The following is a 16,373-nucleotide window of genomic DNA, read 5'->3' on the forward strand; positions in this document are numbered from 1 at the left end:
GCGGCGAGCCCAAGGTGTTGAATTTGAATTTCGAGATTAAACACCGAAATGTTTAACCCAGTGGTCCGCAATGTCCTGCCGCTTACATACCCAAACACGCTCATGTGATTCGACATAATCGAGAAACCGCTGTAAGGCCCGAAACCGTCCCGGACGGCCAAGTATCCGGCAGTGCATCCCAATCGACATCATCTTTGGTGACGTTTCCCCCTCTTCATACAACACATCGAACGTATCTTTCAGATAGGTATAAAACTGCTCACCGGTGTTAAACCCTTGGGGAGAAGCAAACCGCATATCGTTGGTTTCCAGCGTGTACGGGATCACCAGATGCTGTTTGATTTCGCCGCAATCGAGTTTAACCGGCGTCCAGAAAGGCAGATCGTCGCCGTAGTAGTCGCTGTCATACTGGAAACCGCCTGACTGTGCAACCAACTGTCGGGTATTCGGGCTGTCGCGGCCGGTATACCAGCCGAGCGGCGCTTTGCCGAACAGATCGCGCAAGACGGTGATAGCTTTTTCCATGTGCTCAGCTTCTTCAGCCTTGCTCATGTCCTGATAGTGGATCCAGCGCCAGCCGTGGCTGACAACGTCGTAATCCGCCGCTTTGATGGCTTTGACGATTTCAGGGTTACGCGCCAGCGCCATCGCGACGCCAAACACGGTCAGTGGCAGGCCGCGTTTCTGAAATTCATTGTGGATGCGCCAGAATCCGGCGCGGGAACCGTATTCGTACAGCGAATCCATCGACATATGACGATCGGGAAAACTGGCCGCGCCGATGATATCCGAAAGAAATTGCTCGGAACCGGCGTCGCCGTGCAGGACGTTATTCTCTGCGCCCTCTTCGTAATTAAGGACAAACTGCACCGCGATACGGGCGTTGCCCGGCCAGTTAGCGTGCGGCGGGCGACCGGCGTAGCCGATCAGATCACGCGGATAGGCTTCGGTAAAACCATAATCAGACTCAGACATAATGATCCCTCTCATTCAGTCCGGCAAAACGGCCAGACAAAGGTTTTTCCAGCGGGTAATTCAGATCGCCGTGTTTACTGGTCGTCAGGCGTAACGCGGCCAACGACTCCACCATTTTGATCGCCGCACTGACGCCGTCGATTACTGGCAGATCCAGCTCCAGCGTCAGTTCCTGCGCCAGATCGGCCATACCGCCGCAACCGAGCACGATCGCCCCGCTACCGTCGGATTTTTTCGCCGCGATGCATTGCTCGCGCACTTTCTGCTGCGCCAGCCCGCTGCCATCCTCCAGCGATAACACCGGCAGATCGATGGCATGCAGCGCCGCACAGTGGCGTTCGAAACCGTACTGATGCAAAAGATGACGGGCGATGGTCAGCGTGCGCGGTAATGTCGTCACAATGGAAAAACGCGTCGCCAGCATCGTTGCCAGATGCATCGCCGCTTCGGCTATGCCAATCACCGGACCGCGCGCCAGCTCACGCGCGGCCAGTAAACCGGGGTCACCAAAGCAGGCAATAATGTGGCCGTCCACGCCCGCGTCACGCCCCGCTTTCACCTGCTGTAAAACGCCAAGCGTGGCGATAGCTTCATCAAAATGCCCTTCTATCGACGGTGCGCCCTCTTCCGGGCACACCGCCAGAATTTGTGTATCCCGCGCCGCAACCGAGCGCGCGGTCTGTGCCATCACTTCAGTCATTGCACGGCTGGTGTTCGGGTTGATCAGTTGTATACAAAGCGGACGTGACATCAGCATTTCTCCTCAGCCTTAACCGCCCGTTGGGAGGCAAAGATCTGCGCAAAATCCGGCGTCTGCCCGTTGTTCTGCTCGAAGCGCAGGCTGGCGACGATGCTGTCGAAGTGATGCGCCATGCTTTCCGTCAGCGCGGCGATATCGCGCTTTTTCAACAGATCGAGAAGATCGTCATGATCGTGACAACGGCAACCCTGCTGCCACGGTGCGCCCCAGGCGGCGATCGCCAGTGAAGATCGCAGCGTCAGCTGAGAAACGGATTCGGTCAGGACTTTATTGCCGGATATGGCCTGAAGCTGAACATGGAAAGCGGCAGAAAGGCGGATCGCCGCTGCGCCGTCACGCGTTTCGTGGGCGCGCTTTTCTTCCTGCACCAGTTTTTTCATTGCCACCAGATGCGTGGACTGACAGCGGGCGATCACCAGCGGCAGATTGGCGCATTCAAGAATCTTGCGGGTAGCGAACACGTCGCGGGATTCTTCTGCGTCCGGCGTGGTGACGTGCGCACCACGCTTGGGCAATATCGTCACCAGTTGCACTGCGGCAAGGCGCTGCAACACGCGGCGGATGCCGGTGCGGCTCACGGAAAACACCTCTGCCAGCGCTTCTTCCGGCAATTTGCTGCCCGGTAACAGCTGGTGCTCGACGATCGATTTCACCAGCGCGTTATAAATGTGGTCGTCCTTATCCTCGGTAAAATAGGCCGTATTCAGCCCGCTCCAACTGGTCATTGCCGTTACTCCGTATACCGTTCGTGTATTAATCGTATACATAAAATAGATTTTTTGTATACAAAAAGTGAAATTTGGCCTGATTCGTGCAGTGCTCCTGTGACTGCTTTCATCTTTTGGCAGCCGGGATCCGGCTTCCGACTTTCACATGTTGTTTATGACAGGAGCACGATTTATGCCAAATCAGGAGATCACCTCCGCTACGGCGTCCTCTGAACAGAGCGCCGGGATCATCAAGCCTTATTACAGCCCGCGCCTGTGTAACGATGATTTAGCGCCAACGCGTCATCAAAACTGGAGCTGGTACAACATCTTTTCCTTCTGGATGTCGGATGTGCACAGCATGGGCGGATATGTCGTCGCGGCGAGTTTCTTCACGCTCGGCCTGACCAGCTGGCAGGTGTTGTTGTGTCTGTTGTGCGGGATTTGTATCGTGCAGATTTGCGCGAACCTGGTGGCGAAGCCGAGCCAGCAGGCCGGTGTACCCTACGCGGTGATTTGCCGTCAGGCATTCGGCGTGTTTGGCGCAAATATTCCGGCGGTCATTCGCGGACTGATTGCGTTCGCCTGGTACGGCATTCAGACCTATCTGGCGGCCAGCGCACTGATGCTGGTATTACTCAAATTCTTTCCGTCGATCACGCCGTTGACCGTGCCCCACTGGCTGGGTCTCTCGGCACTGGGTTGGATCTGTTTCGGCATTATGTGGGTATTGCAGGCGATGGTGTTCTGGCACGGGATGAGCGCTATCAAACGCTTTATCGATGTGGCGGGCCCGGCAGTGTATGTGGTGATGCTGATGCTCGCAGGCTGGATCCTATATAAAACCGGCCTGAACAATATCTCGTTCACGCTTTCCACCAAAACGCTGACCGTTGGCCAGCAGGGCTGGGAAATGCTGACGGCCACCGCGCTGGTCGTCTCCTACTTCTCCGGCCCGTTGCTGAACTTCGGCGACTTCTCGCGCTACGGCAAAAGCATGAGCGAAATCCGTCGCGGTAATCGCTGGGGCCTGCCGTTTAACTTTCTGCTGTTCTCGATTGTGACGGTGGTAATCGTGTCTGGTACACAATCCCTGTTCGGCCAGATGATCACCGACCCTATCGAAACCGTCAGCCGCGTAGGAAACAGCGTAGCCGTGGCTCTCGGTTTGCTGACCATGATCATCGCCACCATCGGCATCAACATCGTGGCGAACTTTGTGTCGCCAGCCTTCGACTTCTCTAACTGTTCACCGCAAAAAATCAGCTTCCGCACTGGCGGGATGATCGCCGCAGTCGGTTCCGTGTTGCTGACACCGTGGAACCTGTTCCAGTCGCCAGAGCTTATCCACTACACGCTGGACGTGTTGGGCGCGTTCATCGGGCCGTTGTTCGGGATTTTGCTGGTGGATTATTATCTGATTAAACGCGGCCAGATGGACGTCGATGCGCTGTTCAACGCCACGCCGTCAGGCCGTTACTGGTACCGCAACGGATTTAACCCGAAAGCCATCGCCGCTCTGGTACCTGCGGTAGTGATTGGCCTGCTCATCAGCTTTACGCCGGGCCTGCATCAGGTGGCAAACTTCAGCTGGTTTATTGGCGCGTTGCTTTCCGGCGGCTGTTACCGCTTTATTGCCCGGCACGATCGCGTGACCAGCGGCGAGATGGGCTACCTGAAAACCGAAGCGGAATAATAAGGCTCTTAAGGAAGGAACATTGCCGGGACGGCAGAAACGACGAAGCCCTGAGTGATTTCTCACTCAGGGCTTCTGAATAGTGGCGGAACGGACGGGGCTCGAACCCGCGACCCCCTGCGTGACAGGCAGGTATTCTAACCAACTGAACTACCGCTCCGCGTTTTGTTCTGGTTAAGAACGGAGCGGATATTAAGGAATCACCGCCATCGCGTCAATCCTTTTCCTGTGGTTTTCAACCAACTGCACAGTTTTTCTGCATCCTGCGTATTTTAAGTGCAACGGTCTGAAATGATGGCTCAGGAACGCCAGAGGCAACTGCCGCCCTTTTTCACCACCAAATCCAGACGCTCTTCATGCCATGTGAGCTCTTGCTCGCTGGCATTGATCACTTTCAGTCCCGACGCCGGGCGTTTGATCCGCTGGATCCCCTGCCCGTCAGCTCCCGTATTTTGCTCGCCCTCATGGGTGAATTTGATGCTGGTCTGGCCGCCGGTCATCATCAGGTAAACTTCAGCCAGAATTTCGGAGTCAAGCAGTGCGCCGTGCAGCGTTCGTTTGCTGTTATCGATCAGGTAACGATCGCTTAACGCATCGAGGTTGTTACGCTTGCCAGGAAACAGCTTACGCGCCATCGCCAGACTGTCGGTGATCTTACAGAACGTCTCTGTTTTCGGCAGATTACGCCCGAGCATGTCGAATTCGTAATCCATAAAGCCGATATCGAACGTCGCATTATGGATGACGAGTTCGCCGCCGCGAATGTACTCGATAAAGTCGTCAGCGACTTCGGCAAACGTCGGTTTGTCAGCGAGGAATTCGTCACTGATACCGTGAACCCCGAAGGCTTCGGGGTCGATCAGGCGATCGGGTTTGAGATAAACGTGGAAATTGCGGCCGGTCAGGCGGCGGTTTACCACCTCAACGGCACCGATTTCAATAATCCGGTGTCCTTCGTAATGGACGCCGAGTTTGTTCATACCGGTGGTTTCGGTATCGAGAACAATCTGTCTGGTAGGAGAAGAAATCATATTGCAGTGCTCGCAGCGCTCGTTTATGTCAGACTTGGCTTTTATATTTGATGGAAGAGTCTACCAGAGATGACCAAACAGGTAGAAATTTTCACCGACGGCTCCTGCCTGGGTAATCCCGGCCCCGGTGGTTTCGGTGCGATTTTACGCTATAAGCAGCACGAAAAAGAGTTCAGCGCCGGTTTCCGGCTGACCACCAATAACCGCATGGAAATGATGGCGGCCATTGTGGCGCTGGAAGCGCTTTCCACGCCGTGTGAAGTGACACTGAGCACCGACAGCCAGTATGTGCGCCAGGGGATTACTACCTGGATCCACAACTGGAAAAAGCGCGGCTGGAAAACAGCAGATAAGAAGCCGGTGAAAAATGTCGATTTGTGGAAGCGTCTCGACGCCGCCATTCAGACGCATCAGCTGAACTGGATGTGGGTAAAGGGCCATGCCGGTCACCCGGAGAACGAACGCTGTGACGTACTGGCAAAAGAAGCGGCGGGCAATCCGACGCTGGAAGATGTCGGATATCAGGCAGAGAATTAAGCGGCTGCGCGCCGCTCATTTTGTGTTTTTGTTTGATGTTATCTGAGCTCGCTCGTGAATTCCTGTCTTACTTAGTCCCGATGATCTTTGCGGTAATTCCGGGTCGCGCCAACAGCCTGAGGGATTTTCTGCTTGTGCGCAGGCACCTTTTTGGCGGTTGGTGTCAGCGGGAAAGTGCGCTTGCGGGCGATGATCAGCGTCATGCAGCCCAGCGCAGGCAAATGCGTGCTCAGCAGTTTCCCACCGTTCTTTTTCCACGGCAGCACATGAAAACGCCGGTGAACCATCACTTCGTAATTCAATAATGAAAGCCAGTCGAGCAGACGCATCTGCGTAAACAGGCGGCTGGTGTAGGGCTGACGTTTGCGAAAGAACGGCATCAGCTTGCCAAGCCCCAGCAGACTCAGCGGATTGAAGTTGCTTAACACTATCCAGCCGTCATCGATAAGTACCCTGTCCACTTCACGAAGAATGCGGTGGGGGTCTTCGGCATAGGCCAGCGTATGGCTGAGCAGGCAGGCATCAACGGATTTCGCGGCGAACGGTAAATAGTAGGGGTCCCCCCGGACATGCAACCCTTCGCCCTGCGAAGCAAAATTCACCTGATGCGAGATAGGACAGGCTTCAGCGTTGAGTTCGGCACTTAATGCGCCGATTTTCAGCAGGTGAAAACCGTAGAGTTTCCCCCACCAGGGTTGCAGTTGTTGCTCAAGCGCGGCACGGTAGTAGTCGCCGCACGGGATTTCATCCCATGAAGCCGGAGCAACAATGTTCTTACGGGCGCGGGCTGGTCGCATATTTTATTATCTTCTTTCAAGCAGTTGCCAAAGAGAGGTTGCCATGAATCTTATCAGTATTCCTGCGTTACAGGACAATTACATTTGGTTGCTCGATGACCAGGAAGGACATTGTCTGATCGTCGATCCGGGCGAAGCCGCGCCGGTGTTATCCGCGCTAAAATCGATGAATTTAACCCCCACTGCCATCCTGCTGACCCATCATCATCATGACCATGTTGATGGCGTAAACGAGATTTGCAGCCACTTTCCTGCTGTAAAAGTGTACGGACCTCACGAAACTGAGGATAAATTTTGTCAGATTAGTCTTAAAAATGGCGAAAAATTGGAAATCGGCGGTCTTGAATGGCAGATATTTGCTACGCCAGGGCACACGTTAGGTCACATTTCATACTATAGCGCACCTTATCTGTTCTGCGGAGACACGATGTTTTCCGCCGGATGTGGCCGTTTGTTCGAAGGGACACCGGAGCAAATGTACCAATCGTTTCAACGGTTAGCCGCACTGCCTGATGAAACATTAGTCTGCGCTGCACATGAATATACTCTCTCAAACCTTAAGTTTGCGCGGTCTGTTTTACCGGGCGATGATGATATTCATTCTCATGAGCACAAAGTGCAACAGATGCGCGAAAAGGGACAATCTTCCTTGCCTTCAACCCTCGGTCTGGAGCGAAAAATTAACCTGTTTTTACGATGCGATGATATTGATTTACAAAACAAATTAAACCTTAACGATCCGTTAAAACCTGCCTGGGCTGTTTTTGCCCATTTAAGGGCTCTCAAAGACAGCTTCTGAACCCAAAGGTTGTGTTTTTCTCGCAAGCAAAGTATTATCGCTCGTCTTTTAAGCAACTATGACACACACATGAAGGCATATGCGATCCTAATAATCGCCTCCATGTTGCTCACGGGTTGCCAGGCGTCCAGGCAGGGCGCGCAAGAACCCGAGCAATATGCGCAGAGTTTGTCTTCAGCAAGTCAAAGTGAAGAAGCAGGACAGTTCACAGATGATGGCCGAGCGGCCTCTGGGGGATGGTTGAATGGAAACGACGCCGCCTCTCAGCAAAATTTGTGGAACTTCATTGGCGACGAGCTGAAGATGAAGGTTCCGGATAACCCCCGGATCCGCGAGCAAAGAGTTAAATATTTAAAGCAGAAGAGCTATCTCCACGATGTAACATTACGGGCAGAGCCGTACATGTACTGGATCACCGAGCAGATTAAGAAACGTAATATGCCGATGGAACTGGTACTGCTACCCATAGTGGAGAGCGCTTTTGACCCAAAAGCAACGTCGTCAGCTAACGCTGCCGGGTTGTGGCAGATTGTGCCGCAGACGGGTCGAAACTATGGTTTGAAACAAAACCAGTGGTATGACGGACGCCGCGATGTTGTGGCTTCAACAACCGCTGCGCTTGATATGTTGCAAAGCCTGAACAAAATGTTTGGCGGTGACTGGTTACTGACCGTTGCTGCGTATAACAGTGGTGAAGGTCGCGTAATGCAAGCGGTTAAAGCGAATAAAGCAAAGGGATTACCGACTGATTTCTGGTCACTGTCGCTTCCTCGTGAAACGACGATTTACATCCCTAAGATGCTGGCGCTTAGCGATTTGTTAAAAAACAACAAGAAGTATGGAATTCGTTTGCCGAAACCGAGTGAAGACCGCGCACTGGCGCGCGTTGAAATCGGACAGCAGATGCAATTGACACAAGCGGCGGAAATGGCAGGTATGTCCCTGACCAAGCTGAAGTCGTTTAACACTGGCTACAAGCAGAATGTGACCGCGCCGAATGGCCCGCATTACATTGTTCTGCCGAAGGCGCATGCCGACCAGTTAAAAGATTCTCTGGCTGATGGCGATATTGCCGCAGTGCAGAAAACTCAACTGGCCAGCAACACTCCGTCAGGTGCAAAACAGTACAAGGTTCGCTCCGGCGACAGATTGTCCAGTATTGCAGCCCGGCTGAATGTGAAGACCCGTGATCTACAGCGTTGGAACAATTTGCGCTCAGCAGGCGCGTTAAAAGTTGGGCAAACACTGCAGGTGGCGGATAACAGCGTCAGTAATACCAGTGTGAACGGTGGCAGCATCACGTATCAGGTACGTAAAGGCGATTCGTTGTCGAGTATTGCCAAACGTCACGGCGTCAACATCAAAGATGTGATGCGCTGGAACGCGACAGCGGACAACCTACAGCCGGGCAAAAAGTTAACATTGTTTGTTAGCAACAAAATGAGCCCGGAGACCTGACAGGTTCCGACCATAAAAAAGCACCCTGAACATTCCGGGTGCTTTTTTTTTATGCTTTTTTTTGAAGAATACCGTTACTGAATCTACGCAGTGCCGGCCAGAAACTCTACCCGCAGCGGGTTATGATCTGAGGCGCGGGTTTCCATCACTGAGGCGTTAGTGACGCTCAAATCGCGATAGAAGATGAAGTCCAGCGGCCTTCCGAAGGCGCGTTTACGGTAATCGGCAGGGAAACGCACTTCCTCCAGATGAATATTCCCCGCAAAGCCGAACAGCGCGTTAATACGCTGCTTACTCCATGCGTTGAAATCCCCCGCCATAATCACCGGCCCTTTATGGTTAGCGATTTGTTCGCCAATCGGCTCGAGCTGCTTGCTATAAACGTCGATACCCAGGCTGAAATTTACCGCATGAATGTTCACAACCATCAGCAAACGACCGTCTAACATCGGATACACGGTGACGAGTGCCGATTTAGCAAGCCTCAGCAGCGGCTCACGCTCACGCAGCGGGCAGCAGTAGACCGGATGTGCAGCAGACAACGTCATCACGCCAGAGGGGTGCTGAGGCAGCATGAAAGCCGGCACCTGATCGGCGGCCAGATAGTTGGACGTGGCGTAGCGAATCAGTTCCGGCGTGGTTTGTGCCTCCTGAAGTAACACCAGCTGGGCGTCTTTGCCGAAATCCCGCAGTACTGACAGCCAGTCAGCACGCTGTTGTTTGAAGATATTCCACACCATGACGCGTAAAATATTCGAGTTGGGCAGCGCCGCGCCCGGCGGCAAATCCGGCCCCAAGTGTGCGAGGGCTCCCGGAAAGATTTGCTCAGCGGGCTGACCTGCGACATACCTCATTGCATATGTTTTTTTTCGCACGCTAATCGCCTGTTCACCCATTTTGTTGATGCTATGTGAGAGACGTTCTCTCAACGAAAGTTCAGTATACGCCCGCAAAAGCTCAGGCCAAATCTGTTTACACTGGTATACAACTTGTCCATATCTACAGGCTAGCATAAAAAAAAGGCCCGCCAGAGGCGAGCCGTGATAACACTTAACATGGAGAGATCAGGCAAATGCCGGTTTTCCCTTTTTATCTAAATGCCCGCTCAGGCGGATGAGCAGCAATGCGCCGATCACAATGACCGCGCCAATCCACGGCGTTTGCACCAGCCCAAGCGTTGACACCACCTGGCCGCCGATCACCGATCCTAATGCGATGCCAATGTTAAACGCAGCGATATTCAGCCCCGAGGCCACGTCTACGGCGTTCGGTGTGACCTCTTCCGCTTTCTGCACCACGTAAACCTGCAATCCCGGTACGTTAGCAAAGGCGAAGATCCCCATCACCATCACTGTAATCAATGCCGGAATGCCGAAACCGGAGGTGAACTGGAAAACCAGTAGTATCAGGGCCAGCGCAGCAAAGATGATCGTCAGGGCTTTTACTGCGCCGTGGCGATCCGCCAGTTTGCCTCCCCAGATATTGCCGATGGCTACAGAAATACCGTAGGCCAGCAAGATCCAGCTCACCATGCCCGCAGAGAAACCTGCGTGTTCCTGCATCATCGGCGCTAAATAGGTGAAGGTGGTGAACACACCGCCGTAACCGAGCGCAGTGACTGCATATATCAGCAACAAACGCGGATTCATCAAAACTTTTACCTGATCGGCAATGCGCGCCGCCGGTTTATTCTTGATGTTATTGGGCACCAGAATTGCGCTGGCAATAATCGCAATCACGCCAATCATCGATACCGCGAGAAAAGTTTCGCGCCAGCCAAAATGCTGGCCGATGAATGTCCCGAGTGGCACGCCCGTGACCAGTGCGACGGTCAGGCCACCAAACATCAGTGCAATCGCCGACGCGGCTTTTTCTTTCGGCACCAGACTGGTGGCGATGGTTGCGCCAATCGAGAAGAATACGCCGTGCGCCAGACCGGTCAGCAAACGCGCTATCACCAGCGTGTTGTAATTTGGAGACTGCCACGCCATCAGGTTGCCGAGGGTGAACAGCACCATCAGGCCGATTAGCAAAGCTTTGCGCGGAACGCGACCGGTGAGAGCGGTCAGAACCGGTGCGCCAATCGCCACGCCGATGGCGTAAATAGACACCAGCAGACCGGCGGATGGCACAGAGACGCCCAGTTGCGCAGCGATAGTCGGGATCAGCCCGACGATAACAAACTCAGTCGTTCCTATAGCATAGGCACTGATGGTCAGTGCTAATAGTGCAAGCGGCATAACCTTTACTCCACAATGAATTTCAATTCGATGGCGGCGATTATGGGCTTGTGCTTAAATGACAGAAATAACCAAAGTATCAAATCATTTATGCTGGAGTAACAACAATGCGAGCCAGTTCTGAAGAGTTGATGACCTTTGTTACTGTGGTTGAAAGCGGCAGTTTCAGCCGCGCAGCAGAACAACTGGGACAGGATAATTCCGTTGTCAGCAGGACGCTGAAACGTCTGGAGCAAAAGCTTGGCATTACCTTGCTCAACCGCACCACGCGTCAGATAAGCCTGACGCACGAAGGCGAGCGGTATTTCGTCCGCGTGCAAAAAATCCTGCATGACATGGCCGCCGCCGAAGATGATTTGCTGGAGAACCGCGACGATCCGCAGGGACTGTTGCGCGTCGACGCGGCGACGCCGGTTATCCTGCACGTCATCACGCCGCTGGTGGCTGAATTTATTGAGCGTTTCCCGAAGATGTCGCTGGCGCTGTTTTCTTCCGAGAGCAATATCAATCTGATTGACCACAAAGTGGATGTCGCGATCCGCGTCGGTGAACTCGAGGACTCGAGCCTGCGGGCACGCAAACTTATGCTGAGCTACCGCAGCGTACTGGCCTCGCCCGCCTACCTGAAAAAGTGGGGAACGCCACAGAGTGTTGATGAGTTACTAAAGCATCGTTGTCTGGGGTTTAACGAAGTCTTGGCGTTAAACAAATGGCCGCTGCTGTGCGCCGACGGGCAGCAGCTGACCATCACGCCGTTTATCAGCTCAGGCAGCGGCGAGACACTGCGCAGGTTATGTCTGGAGGGTAACGGCATCGCCTGCTTATCGGATTTTATGACCGAAGATGATGTGCAGCGCGGGGATTTAGTGAAATTGCTGATGCCGGAGGTTATGCGGATCGCGATGCCGCTGCATGCGGTGTATTACAGTGACCAGGCGGTGAGTACCCGGATCCGGTGTTTTATTGATTTTTTAAGCGAGAAACTCGCTGAAGCTGATAGGTAATCGTACTTGATTGGGCGTTACGGGCTTTCAGGCTAACCGGGAATATTTCGGTTTCTCAATGCCCTGTAAGCGCTCAAAGTGCAATATCAAACGGTGTCCAGACGCGTCGAGCCTGAGAAATAAGCAACCCCGACCCCACATCAAACCAATATTCCTCAGGTGCCTCCGTCCCTCCCGGAACGGCCACGGCGGTCATCACCGCCCCACTTGCCCCGCTCCATAGGCGGCTGTCGGAATCCGGCTGCGAGGTAAAGAGCCCGGCGGCCGGATCGAGCCGGATCCGATCCATCTGCCAGACGCTTCCGCCCCGCTGTTTCAGCCACGCCTCACGCAGACACCACAACTGCCAGAATGCCCTTTGCGGATCCAAATGCCCGAGCAGCCATTGAAATTCAGTGTCACTGAAAGCGGCCCGTGCAATATCCAGATAGCGCAAACGCGGGCGCATTTGCTCGACATCACAGCCGGTTTCTCCTGCGGCGCAGAGCACCAGCTGCAAACAATTTTTACTGTGGCTAAGGGAGAAATAAGGAAGAGAAGGATCGACAAAAGACGGTTTGCCCTGCGGCGAAATCTGCATCGCGGGCAGCATTTCGCAACCTGCAAATACAAATAAAGCTTCGGCCAGCAGCGCCCTGCCCGCCCGCCATTGCTGGCGGCGGGCGGGATTCATACTTTCACTTTGAACGAGAAGACAAGCGGGCAATCGTGACAGAGGAAAACGGTCATCCAGCGAGGCAGTAACCAGACGCGCAGTGTTCATCCGTTACGGCCAGCGACGGAAAACCAGCGACGTGTTGATCCCGCCGAAGGCAAAGTTATTCGACTGAATAAACTCAGTCTGAATATGCCGCGATTCGCTCATGATGTAATCCAGTTCGCCACACAGGGGATCCGGATGCGTCAGGTTGATAGTCGGCACAAAACGGTCTTCACGCATCATTTCCAGCGACATCCAGGCTTCCAGTGCGCCACAGGCACCGAGGGTATGCCCAAAGTAACTTTTCAGCGACGAAATCGGCGTTCTGTCGCCAAACACTGCGGCCGTCGCCTGACTTTCGGCGATATCACCACGATCGGTTGCCGTGCCATGCGCGCTGATATAACCAATCTCAGCCGCCGGAATACCGGCATTTTTCAGCGATTTTTCGATGCATATTTGCATCGTCGATTGCTGCGGCTGTGTAATGTGCGCCGCATCGCAGTTAGTGGCGAATCCGACAATTTCGGCATAAATCGTCGCGCCACGGGCCTGCGCATGTTCGAGAGACTCGAGGATCAGCGCGCCTGCACCTTCACCAATCACCAGACCATCACGCTGTGCATCAAACGGACGCGGCGAGCGTTCAGGATGATCGTTCTGCTGGCTGGTGGCGAATAAAGTGTCGAAGACGGCAGCCTCCGACGGACACAGCTCTTCTGCACCGCCTGCTACCATCACGGTCTGGTAACCGTGCCTGATGGCTTCATAGGCGTAGCCGATGGCCTGACTGCCCGAAGTACAGGCGCTGGATGTCGGAATTACCCGCCCTTTCAGGCCAAAGAACAAACCGGCGTTCACCGCCGTGGTGTGCGGCATCATCTGCACATAGGTCGTGCCGGTGATGTTGTTAGTATGCTTTTCAGTCAGCATGGTCGCGAATTCACTCACCGGCCCGGTGCTGCCAGTAGACGAGCCAAACGCAATGCCGGTTTCGCCGTCGGTCAGGATCGGGTCATCGAGCAAACCGGCCTGTTCCAGCGCCAGCTCGACCGCGCGGGTGGAAAGCAACGAAACGCGCCCCATCGAGCGAATGCGTTTTCGCGTGTAGTGGGCAGGCAGCTCAAAATCATCCACCGGTGCGCCGAGATGCGTATTTAACCCCTGATAAATCAGCCATTCGTCCATATGGCGCACAGCGTTGCGGCCCTGCTGCAGGCGTGCGCTGACGTCGGCCCAGTGGTTACCGAATGCCGTAATTCCCTTCATACCGGTGACCACCACGCGATGCGTCATACCATGCCTCCGTTGATGGAAATCACCTGACGGGTAACATAACCGGCGATGTCAGACATCAGATAGCTCGCCAGCCCCGCAACTTCCTCGGCGTTGCCCATACGCTTAAGCGGGATCATACCCATGGCGGCATCGAGCGCCGGTTTTTCCATGTCGATCATGCCGGTATCAATCAGCCCCGGAGCGATGCAGTTGACGGTGATTTTGCGTTTTGCCAGCTCCAGCGACAACGCCTTGCAGGCACCGATAATACCCGCTTTGGCCGCGCTGTAATTGACCTGCCCGCGGTTGCCGGTGATACCTGAAACCGAGGAAAGTGCGATAATACGACCGCCCTGGCGCAGGCCGATCATCGGCATCACACAGGGATGTAAAACGTTGTAGAAGCTGTCAAGATTGGTGTGGATCACGCCGTCCCAGTCTTCGTCCGTCAGCGCCGGAAACGCCGCATCACGGGTGATGCCCGCATTATTTACCACGCCGTAATACGCGCCGTGGGCCTCAATGTCCGCCTCAATCACCTCGCGGCACTGCGTGCGTTGACTGATGTCAAACTGCACAATGCGCCCCTGCCCGCCGGATTCGACGATCTGTTGTAAGGTACTGTCGGCGCCTGTTTTATCGCTGTGGTAGTGAATCGCTACCAAAAAACCGTCTTTCGCCAGCTGAATGGCAATCGCTTTGCCGATCCCTTTGCTGGCACCGGTGACTAATACTGAACGCGTCATTCCTGCATCCCCTGAGTTAATTTTATTATTTCATCCTTGTCTGGCTGATACGTATTCAGCCGTCCTTTGGCAACCTGCAGGTTGTCTTGTTCGCCATTAATACTGATAACACCTTCAAAGCTCGCAATTTTTTCATCGCGCAATACCATGGATACATCGATAATTAATTCACTGCCTGCCGCAAATTCGGGGACAGTGCATTTCAACCCTCGCCCGCCGAGCAACATGCCTAACTGCGGTGGCTCGCCGGAATGCGCGCCATGCCAGCCGCTCCACACGCCAATGGTCTGTGCAATCAGTTCAAGGGCGTACCAGGCAGGCAGCGCACCCTGCGCATTCAGAAACGGCGCCAGTACACTGTCTTTCGAAACTTTCGCGCTGCACCGCGCGGTTTCAGCGGTCACTTCAATCACGGTTTCCAGCAGCACCATCGGCGCGGCATGAGGTAAGAATTGCGCAGCATGTTGAGTACTCATGACGGCTTCCCGATCAAAATACTGGCATTGTTACCGCCAAAGGCGAAGGAATTGGACAGGATCACCGGTTTGACAAGCGGTTCTCCGGCCTCTGCCAGCCAGATGTCTGGCAGGCTGGCGTCCCGTGGCGTCAGCACGAAATCCTGATGCGGCAGGGTCAGATTCTGCGTGATGATAAGCCAGCTCAGCGCCGCTTCAGTCGCACCCGCTGCACCGAGTGTGTGGCCGGTAAGATGTTTGGTCGAACTGCACGGTGTCCGGTTGCCGAACAGACGGTGGATAACGGCGGCCTCCACCTGATCGTTAAGTAGCGTCGCGGTGCCGTGGGCATTGATATAACCCACGTCGCCCGCATTCAGCCCGGCCATGTCCAGCGCCATATTAATCGCACGTTCAGCTCCCAGCCCTTGAGGGTGCGGCGCAGACATGTGCCACGCATCGGAGGATTCTCCAACGCCCAGCAGTGCCACCTCCGCCGGTTCCCGGCTCAGCAGGATAAGCGCAGCGGCTTCGCCAATATTAATCCCATCGCGGTTTTGTCCAAACGGCGCACATCGCCCGTGCGACAAGGATTCAAGACTGTTAAAGCCATTGATCGGCATCCGGCACAGGCTGTCTGCACCACCGACGATTGCCGCATCTACCAGCCCGGATTCGATCAGTCGTTTCCCACTGATGATGGCCCGCGCGCTGGACGAGCAGGCAGTGGAAAGCGTGTAAGCAGGTCCGCTCAAATCCAAAAATTCGGCCAAAAACTGCGAAGGATCGCCGAGTTCCTGTTGGAAATAATCGTAACCCTGCGGGAATTCACCGTGCTGGTGAAAATGGCGGGCGGCCTCTTCGCCTTCGGCAATCCCTGACGTACTGGTGCCCATGATCACCGCAACGCGATCTTTGCCGTATTGCGCGATGGCAGCGTGAATCTGTGTTTCGATCTGCGCCAGCGCGGCCAGTAAAAGCTGATTATTACGGCTGCGGTGAGACATGAGAAGGGCCGGGATTGCTGGCAGCCCGGCAGTGACCGCGCCAAGCCAGACCGGACGTTTTTCCGTCAACCAGCCTTCCTGCAAAGTCATACCCGGCGCATCCCCCGTCGTGAGGCTTTGGGCAATCTGCGCTATGTCATTGCCCAGCGCATTTACCATGCCCACGGCCGAAAAGTAAATCAT

General features: G+C 54.5%; 17 protein-coding genes and 1 tRNA gene. 5 read left to right on the forward strand and 13 right to left on the reverse strand.

Translation table 11 applies throughout. From position 1 onward, the window contains the following. Positions 1 to 36 precede the first annotated feature (36 nt). The 3 genes from puuE to GE278_16485 are packed head-to-tail and all read right to left on the reverse strand — an operon-like array spanning position 37 to position 2,460. A complete protein-coding gene (gene puuE, locus GE278_16475; protein QLK62272.1) occupies positions 37 to 975 on the reverse strand; it encodes an allantoinase PuuE in 939 nt (312 codons plus the stop codon). Further along, positions 968 to 1,726: an Asp/Glu racemase gene (locus GE278_16480; protein QLK62273.1), complete on the reverse strand. Its 759-nt coding sequence runs from the start codon at positions 1,724 to 1,726 to the stop codon at positions 968 to 970. The genes puuE and GE278_16480 overlap by 8 nt, the downstream gene beginning before the upstream one ends. Continuing rightward, positions 1,726 to 2,460, reverse strand: a complete 735-nt coding sequence (locus GE278_16485; GenBank protein QLK62274.1) for an FCD domain-containing protein — start codon at positions 2,458 to 2,460, stop codon at positions 1,726 to 1,728. Before GE278_16485 ends, GE278_16480 begins: the two co-directional genes overlap by 1 nt. A 175-nt stretch (positions 2,461 to 2,635) precedes the next feature. Here GE278_16485 and GE278_16490 point away from each other — a divergent pair, with 175 nt between their 5' ends. Next, on the forward strand, positions 2,636 to 4,138 hold the full coding sequence (locus GE278_16490; GenBank protein ID QLK62275.1) for an NCS1 family nucleobase:cation symporter-1: 1,503 nt from the start codon (positions 2,636 to 2,638) through the stop codon (positions 4,136 to 4,138). An 83-nt stretch (positions 4,139 to 4,221) separates the two neighbouring features. On the opposite strand, the gene GE278_16495 is transcribed toward GE278_16490, so the two are convergent. Then, a tRNA-Asp gene (locus GE278_16495) sits at positions 4,222 to 4,298 on the reverse strand. A 139-nt stretch (positions 4,299 to 4,437) separates the two neighbouring features. Beyond that, on the reverse strand, positions 4,438 to 5,169 hold the full coding sequence (dnaQ, locus tag GE278_16500) for a DNA polymerase III subunit epsilon (protein ID QLK62276.1): 732 nt from the start codon (positions 5,167 to 5,169) through the stop codon (positions 4,438 to 4,440). 69 nt (positions 5,170 to 5,238) lie between these two features. Between dnaQ and rnhA the strand changes: the two genes are divergently transcribed. Continuing rightward, positions 5,239 to 5,706, forward strand: coding sequence for a ribonuclease HI (gene rnhA / locus GE278_16505; protein ID QLK62277.1), 468 nt, complete (start codon positions 5,239 to 5,241; stop codon positions 5,704 to 5,706). 71 nt (positions 5,707 to 5,777) lie between these two features. On the opposite strand, the gene GE278_16510 is transcribed toward rnhA, so the two are convergent. Next, a complete protein-coding gene (locus tag GE278_16510; GenBank protein ID QLK62278.1) occupies positions 5,778 to 6,503 on the reverse strand; it encodes a methyltransferase domain-containing protein in 726 nt (241 codons plus the stop codon). Positions 6,504 to 6,546: 43 nt separating this feature from the next. On the opposite strand from GE278_16510, the gene gloB reads away from it, so the two are divergent. Together gloB and mltD are read left to right on the forward strand one after the other, a co-directional pair. Further along, positions 6,547 to 7,302, forward strand: a complete 756-nt coding sequence (gene gloB, locus GE278_16515) for a hydroxyacylglutathione hydrolase (GenBank protein ID QLK62279.1) — start codon at positions 6,547 to 6,549, stop codon at positions 7,300 to 7,302. Between the two features lie 69 nt (positions 7,303 to 7,371). Next, a complete protein-coding gene (gene mltD / locus GE278_16520; protein ID QLK62280.1) occupies positions 7,372 to 8,760 on the forward strand; it encodes a murein transglycosylase D in 1,389 nt (462 codons plus the stop codon). 83 nt (positions 8,761 to 8,843) lie between these two features. Here the strand turns inward: mltD and GE278_16525 are convergent, their stop codons facing one another. Together GE278_16525 and GE278_16530 are read right to left on the reverse strand one after the other, a co-directional pair. Next, entirely contained in the window at positions 8,844 to 9,635 is a 792-nt protein-coding gene (locus tag GE278_16525; GenBank protein ID QLK62281.1) for an endonuclease/exonuclease/phosphatase family protein, read from the reverse strand. A gap of 189 nt (positions 9,636 to 9,824) precedes the next feature. Continuing rightward, positions 9,825 to 11,000, reverse strand: a complete 1,176-nt coding sequence (locus tag GE278_16530; protein QLK62282.1) for an MFS transporter — start codon at positions 10,998 to 11,000, stop codon at positions 9,825 to 9,827. A 107-nt stretch (positions 11,001 to 11,107) separates the two neighbouring features. Here GE278_16530 and GE278_16535 point away from each other — a divergent pair, with 107 nt between their 5' ends. Then, complete coding sequence (locus GE278_16535; protein ID QLK62283.1) at positions 11,108 to 12,004, forward strand: LysR family transcriptional regulator; 897 nt, start codon at positions 11,108 to 11,110, stop codon at positions 12,002 to 12,004. Between the two features lie 73 nt (positions 12,005 to 12,077). Here GE278_16535 and GE278_16540 read toward each other — a convergent pair whose 3' ends face one another. Genes GE278_16540 through GE278_16560 form a run of 5 tightly spaced genes read right to left on the reverse strand, consistent with a single transcriptional unit; the run spans position 12,078 to position 16,373 of the window. Further along, complete coding sequence (locus tag GE278_16540; GenBank protein QLK62284.1) at positions 12,078 to 12,767, reverse strand: 4'-phosphopantetheinyl transferase superfamily protein; 690 nt, start codon at positions 12,765 to 12,767, stop codon at positions 12,078 to 12,080. Positions 12,768 to 12,770: 3 nt separating this feature from the next. After that, positions 12,771 to 14,000: a beta-ketoacyl-ACP synthase gene (locus tag GE278_16545; protein ID QLK62285.1), complete on the reverse strand. Its 1,230-nt coding sequence runs from the start codon at positions 13,998 to 14,000 to the stop codon at positions 12,771 to 12,773. Further along, positions 13,997 to 14,728 (reverse strand): 3-oxoacyl-ACP reductase FabG, encoded by a 732-nt coding sequence (gene fabG, locus GE278_16550; GenBank protein ID QLK62286.1) that lies wholly within the window; start codon positions 14,726 to 14,728, stop codon positions 13,997 to 13,999. Before fabG ends, GE278_16545 begins: the two co-directional genes overlap by 4 nt. After that, positions 14,725 to 15,204 (reverse strand): 3-hydroxy-fatty acyl-ACP dehydratase, encoded by a 480-nt coding sequence (locus tag GE278_16555; GenBank protein QLK62287.1) that lies wholly within the window; start codon positions 15,202 to 15,204, stop codon positions 14,725 to 14,727. Before GE278_16555 ends, fabG begins: the two co-directional genes overlap by 4 nt. Then, entirely contained in the window at positions 15,201 to 16,373 is a 1,173-nt protein-coding gene (locus GE278_16560) for a beta-ketoacyl-ACP synthase (protein QLK62288.1), read from the reverse strand. Before GE278_16560 ends, GE278_16555 begins: the two co-directional genes overlap by 4 nt.

Source organism: Enterobacteriaceae bacterium Kacie_13 (assembly GCA_013457415.1).
GTDB lineage: Bacteria > Pseudomonadota > Gammaproteobacteria > Enterobacterales > Enterobacteriaceae > Rahnella.

What these genes read in the sequence shown, in the direction of transcription:
- puuE (QLK62272.1), bottom strand. Translation starts at nt 975, where the DNA reads ATGTCTGAGTCTGATTATGGTTTTACCGAAGCCTATCCGCGTGATCTG.
- GE278_16480 (QLK62273.1), bottom strand. Translation starts at nt 1,726, where the DNA reads ATGTCACGTCCGCTTTGTATACAACTGATCAACCCGAACACCAGCCGT.
- GE278_16485 (QLK62274.1), bottom strand. Translation starts at nt 2,460, where the DNA reads ATGACCAGTTGGAGCGGGCTGAATACGGCCTATTTTACCGAGGATAAG.
- GE278_16490 (QLK62275.1), top strand. Translation starts at nt 2,636, where the DNA reads ATGCCAAATCAGGAGATCACCTCCGCTACGGCGTCCTCTGAACAGAGC.
- dnaQ (QLK62276.1), bottom strand. Translation starts at nt 5,169, where the DNA reads ATGATTTCTTCTCCTACCAGACAGATTGTTCTCGATACCGAAACCACC.
- rnhA (QLK62277.1), top strand. Translation starts at nt 5,239, where the DNA reads ATGACCAAACAGGTAGAAATTTTCACCGACGGCTCCTGCCTGGGTAAT.
- GE278_16510 (QLK62278.1), bottom strand. Translation starts at nt 6,503, where the DNA reads ATGCGACCAGCCCGCGCCCGTAAGAACATTGTTGCTCCGGCTTCATGG.
- gloB (QLK62279.1), top strand. Translation starts at nt 6,547, where the DNA reads ATGAATCTTATCAGTATTCCTGCGTTACAGGACAATTACATTTGGTTG.
- mltD (QLK62280.1), top strand. Translation starts at nt 7,372, where the DNA reads ATGAAGGCATATGCGATCCTAATAATCGCCTCCATGTTGCTCACGGGT.
- GE278_16530 (QLK62282.1), bottom strand. Translation starts at nt 11,000, where the DNA reads ATGCCGCTTGCACTATTAGCACTGACCATCAGTGCCTATGCTATAGGA.
- GE278_16535 (QLK62283.1), top strand. Translation starts at nt 11,108, where the DNA reads ATGCGAGCCAGTTCTGAAGAGTTGATGACCTTTGTTACTGTGGTTGAA.
- GE278_16540 (QLK62284.1), bottom strand. Translation starts at nt 12,767, where the DNA reads ATGAACACTGCGCGTCTGGTTACTGCCTCGCTGGATGACCGTTTTCCT.
- GE278_16545 (QLK62285.1), bottom strand. Translation starts at nt 14,000, where the DNA reads ATGACGCATCGCGTGGTGGTCACCGGTATGAAGGGAATTACGGCATTC.
- fabG (QLK62286.1), bottom strand. Translation starts at nt 14,728, where the DNA reads ATGACGCGTTCAGTATTAGTCACCGGTGCCAGCAAAGGGATCGGCAAA.
- GE278_16555 (QLK62287.1), bottom strand. Translation starts at nt 15,204, where the DNA reads ATGAGTACTCAACATGCTGCGCAATTCTTACCTCATGCCGCGCCGATG.
- GE278_16560 (QLK62288.1), bottom strand. Translation starts at nt 16,373, where the DNA reads ATGATTTACTTTTCGGCCGTGGGCATGGTAAATGCGCTGGGCAATGAC.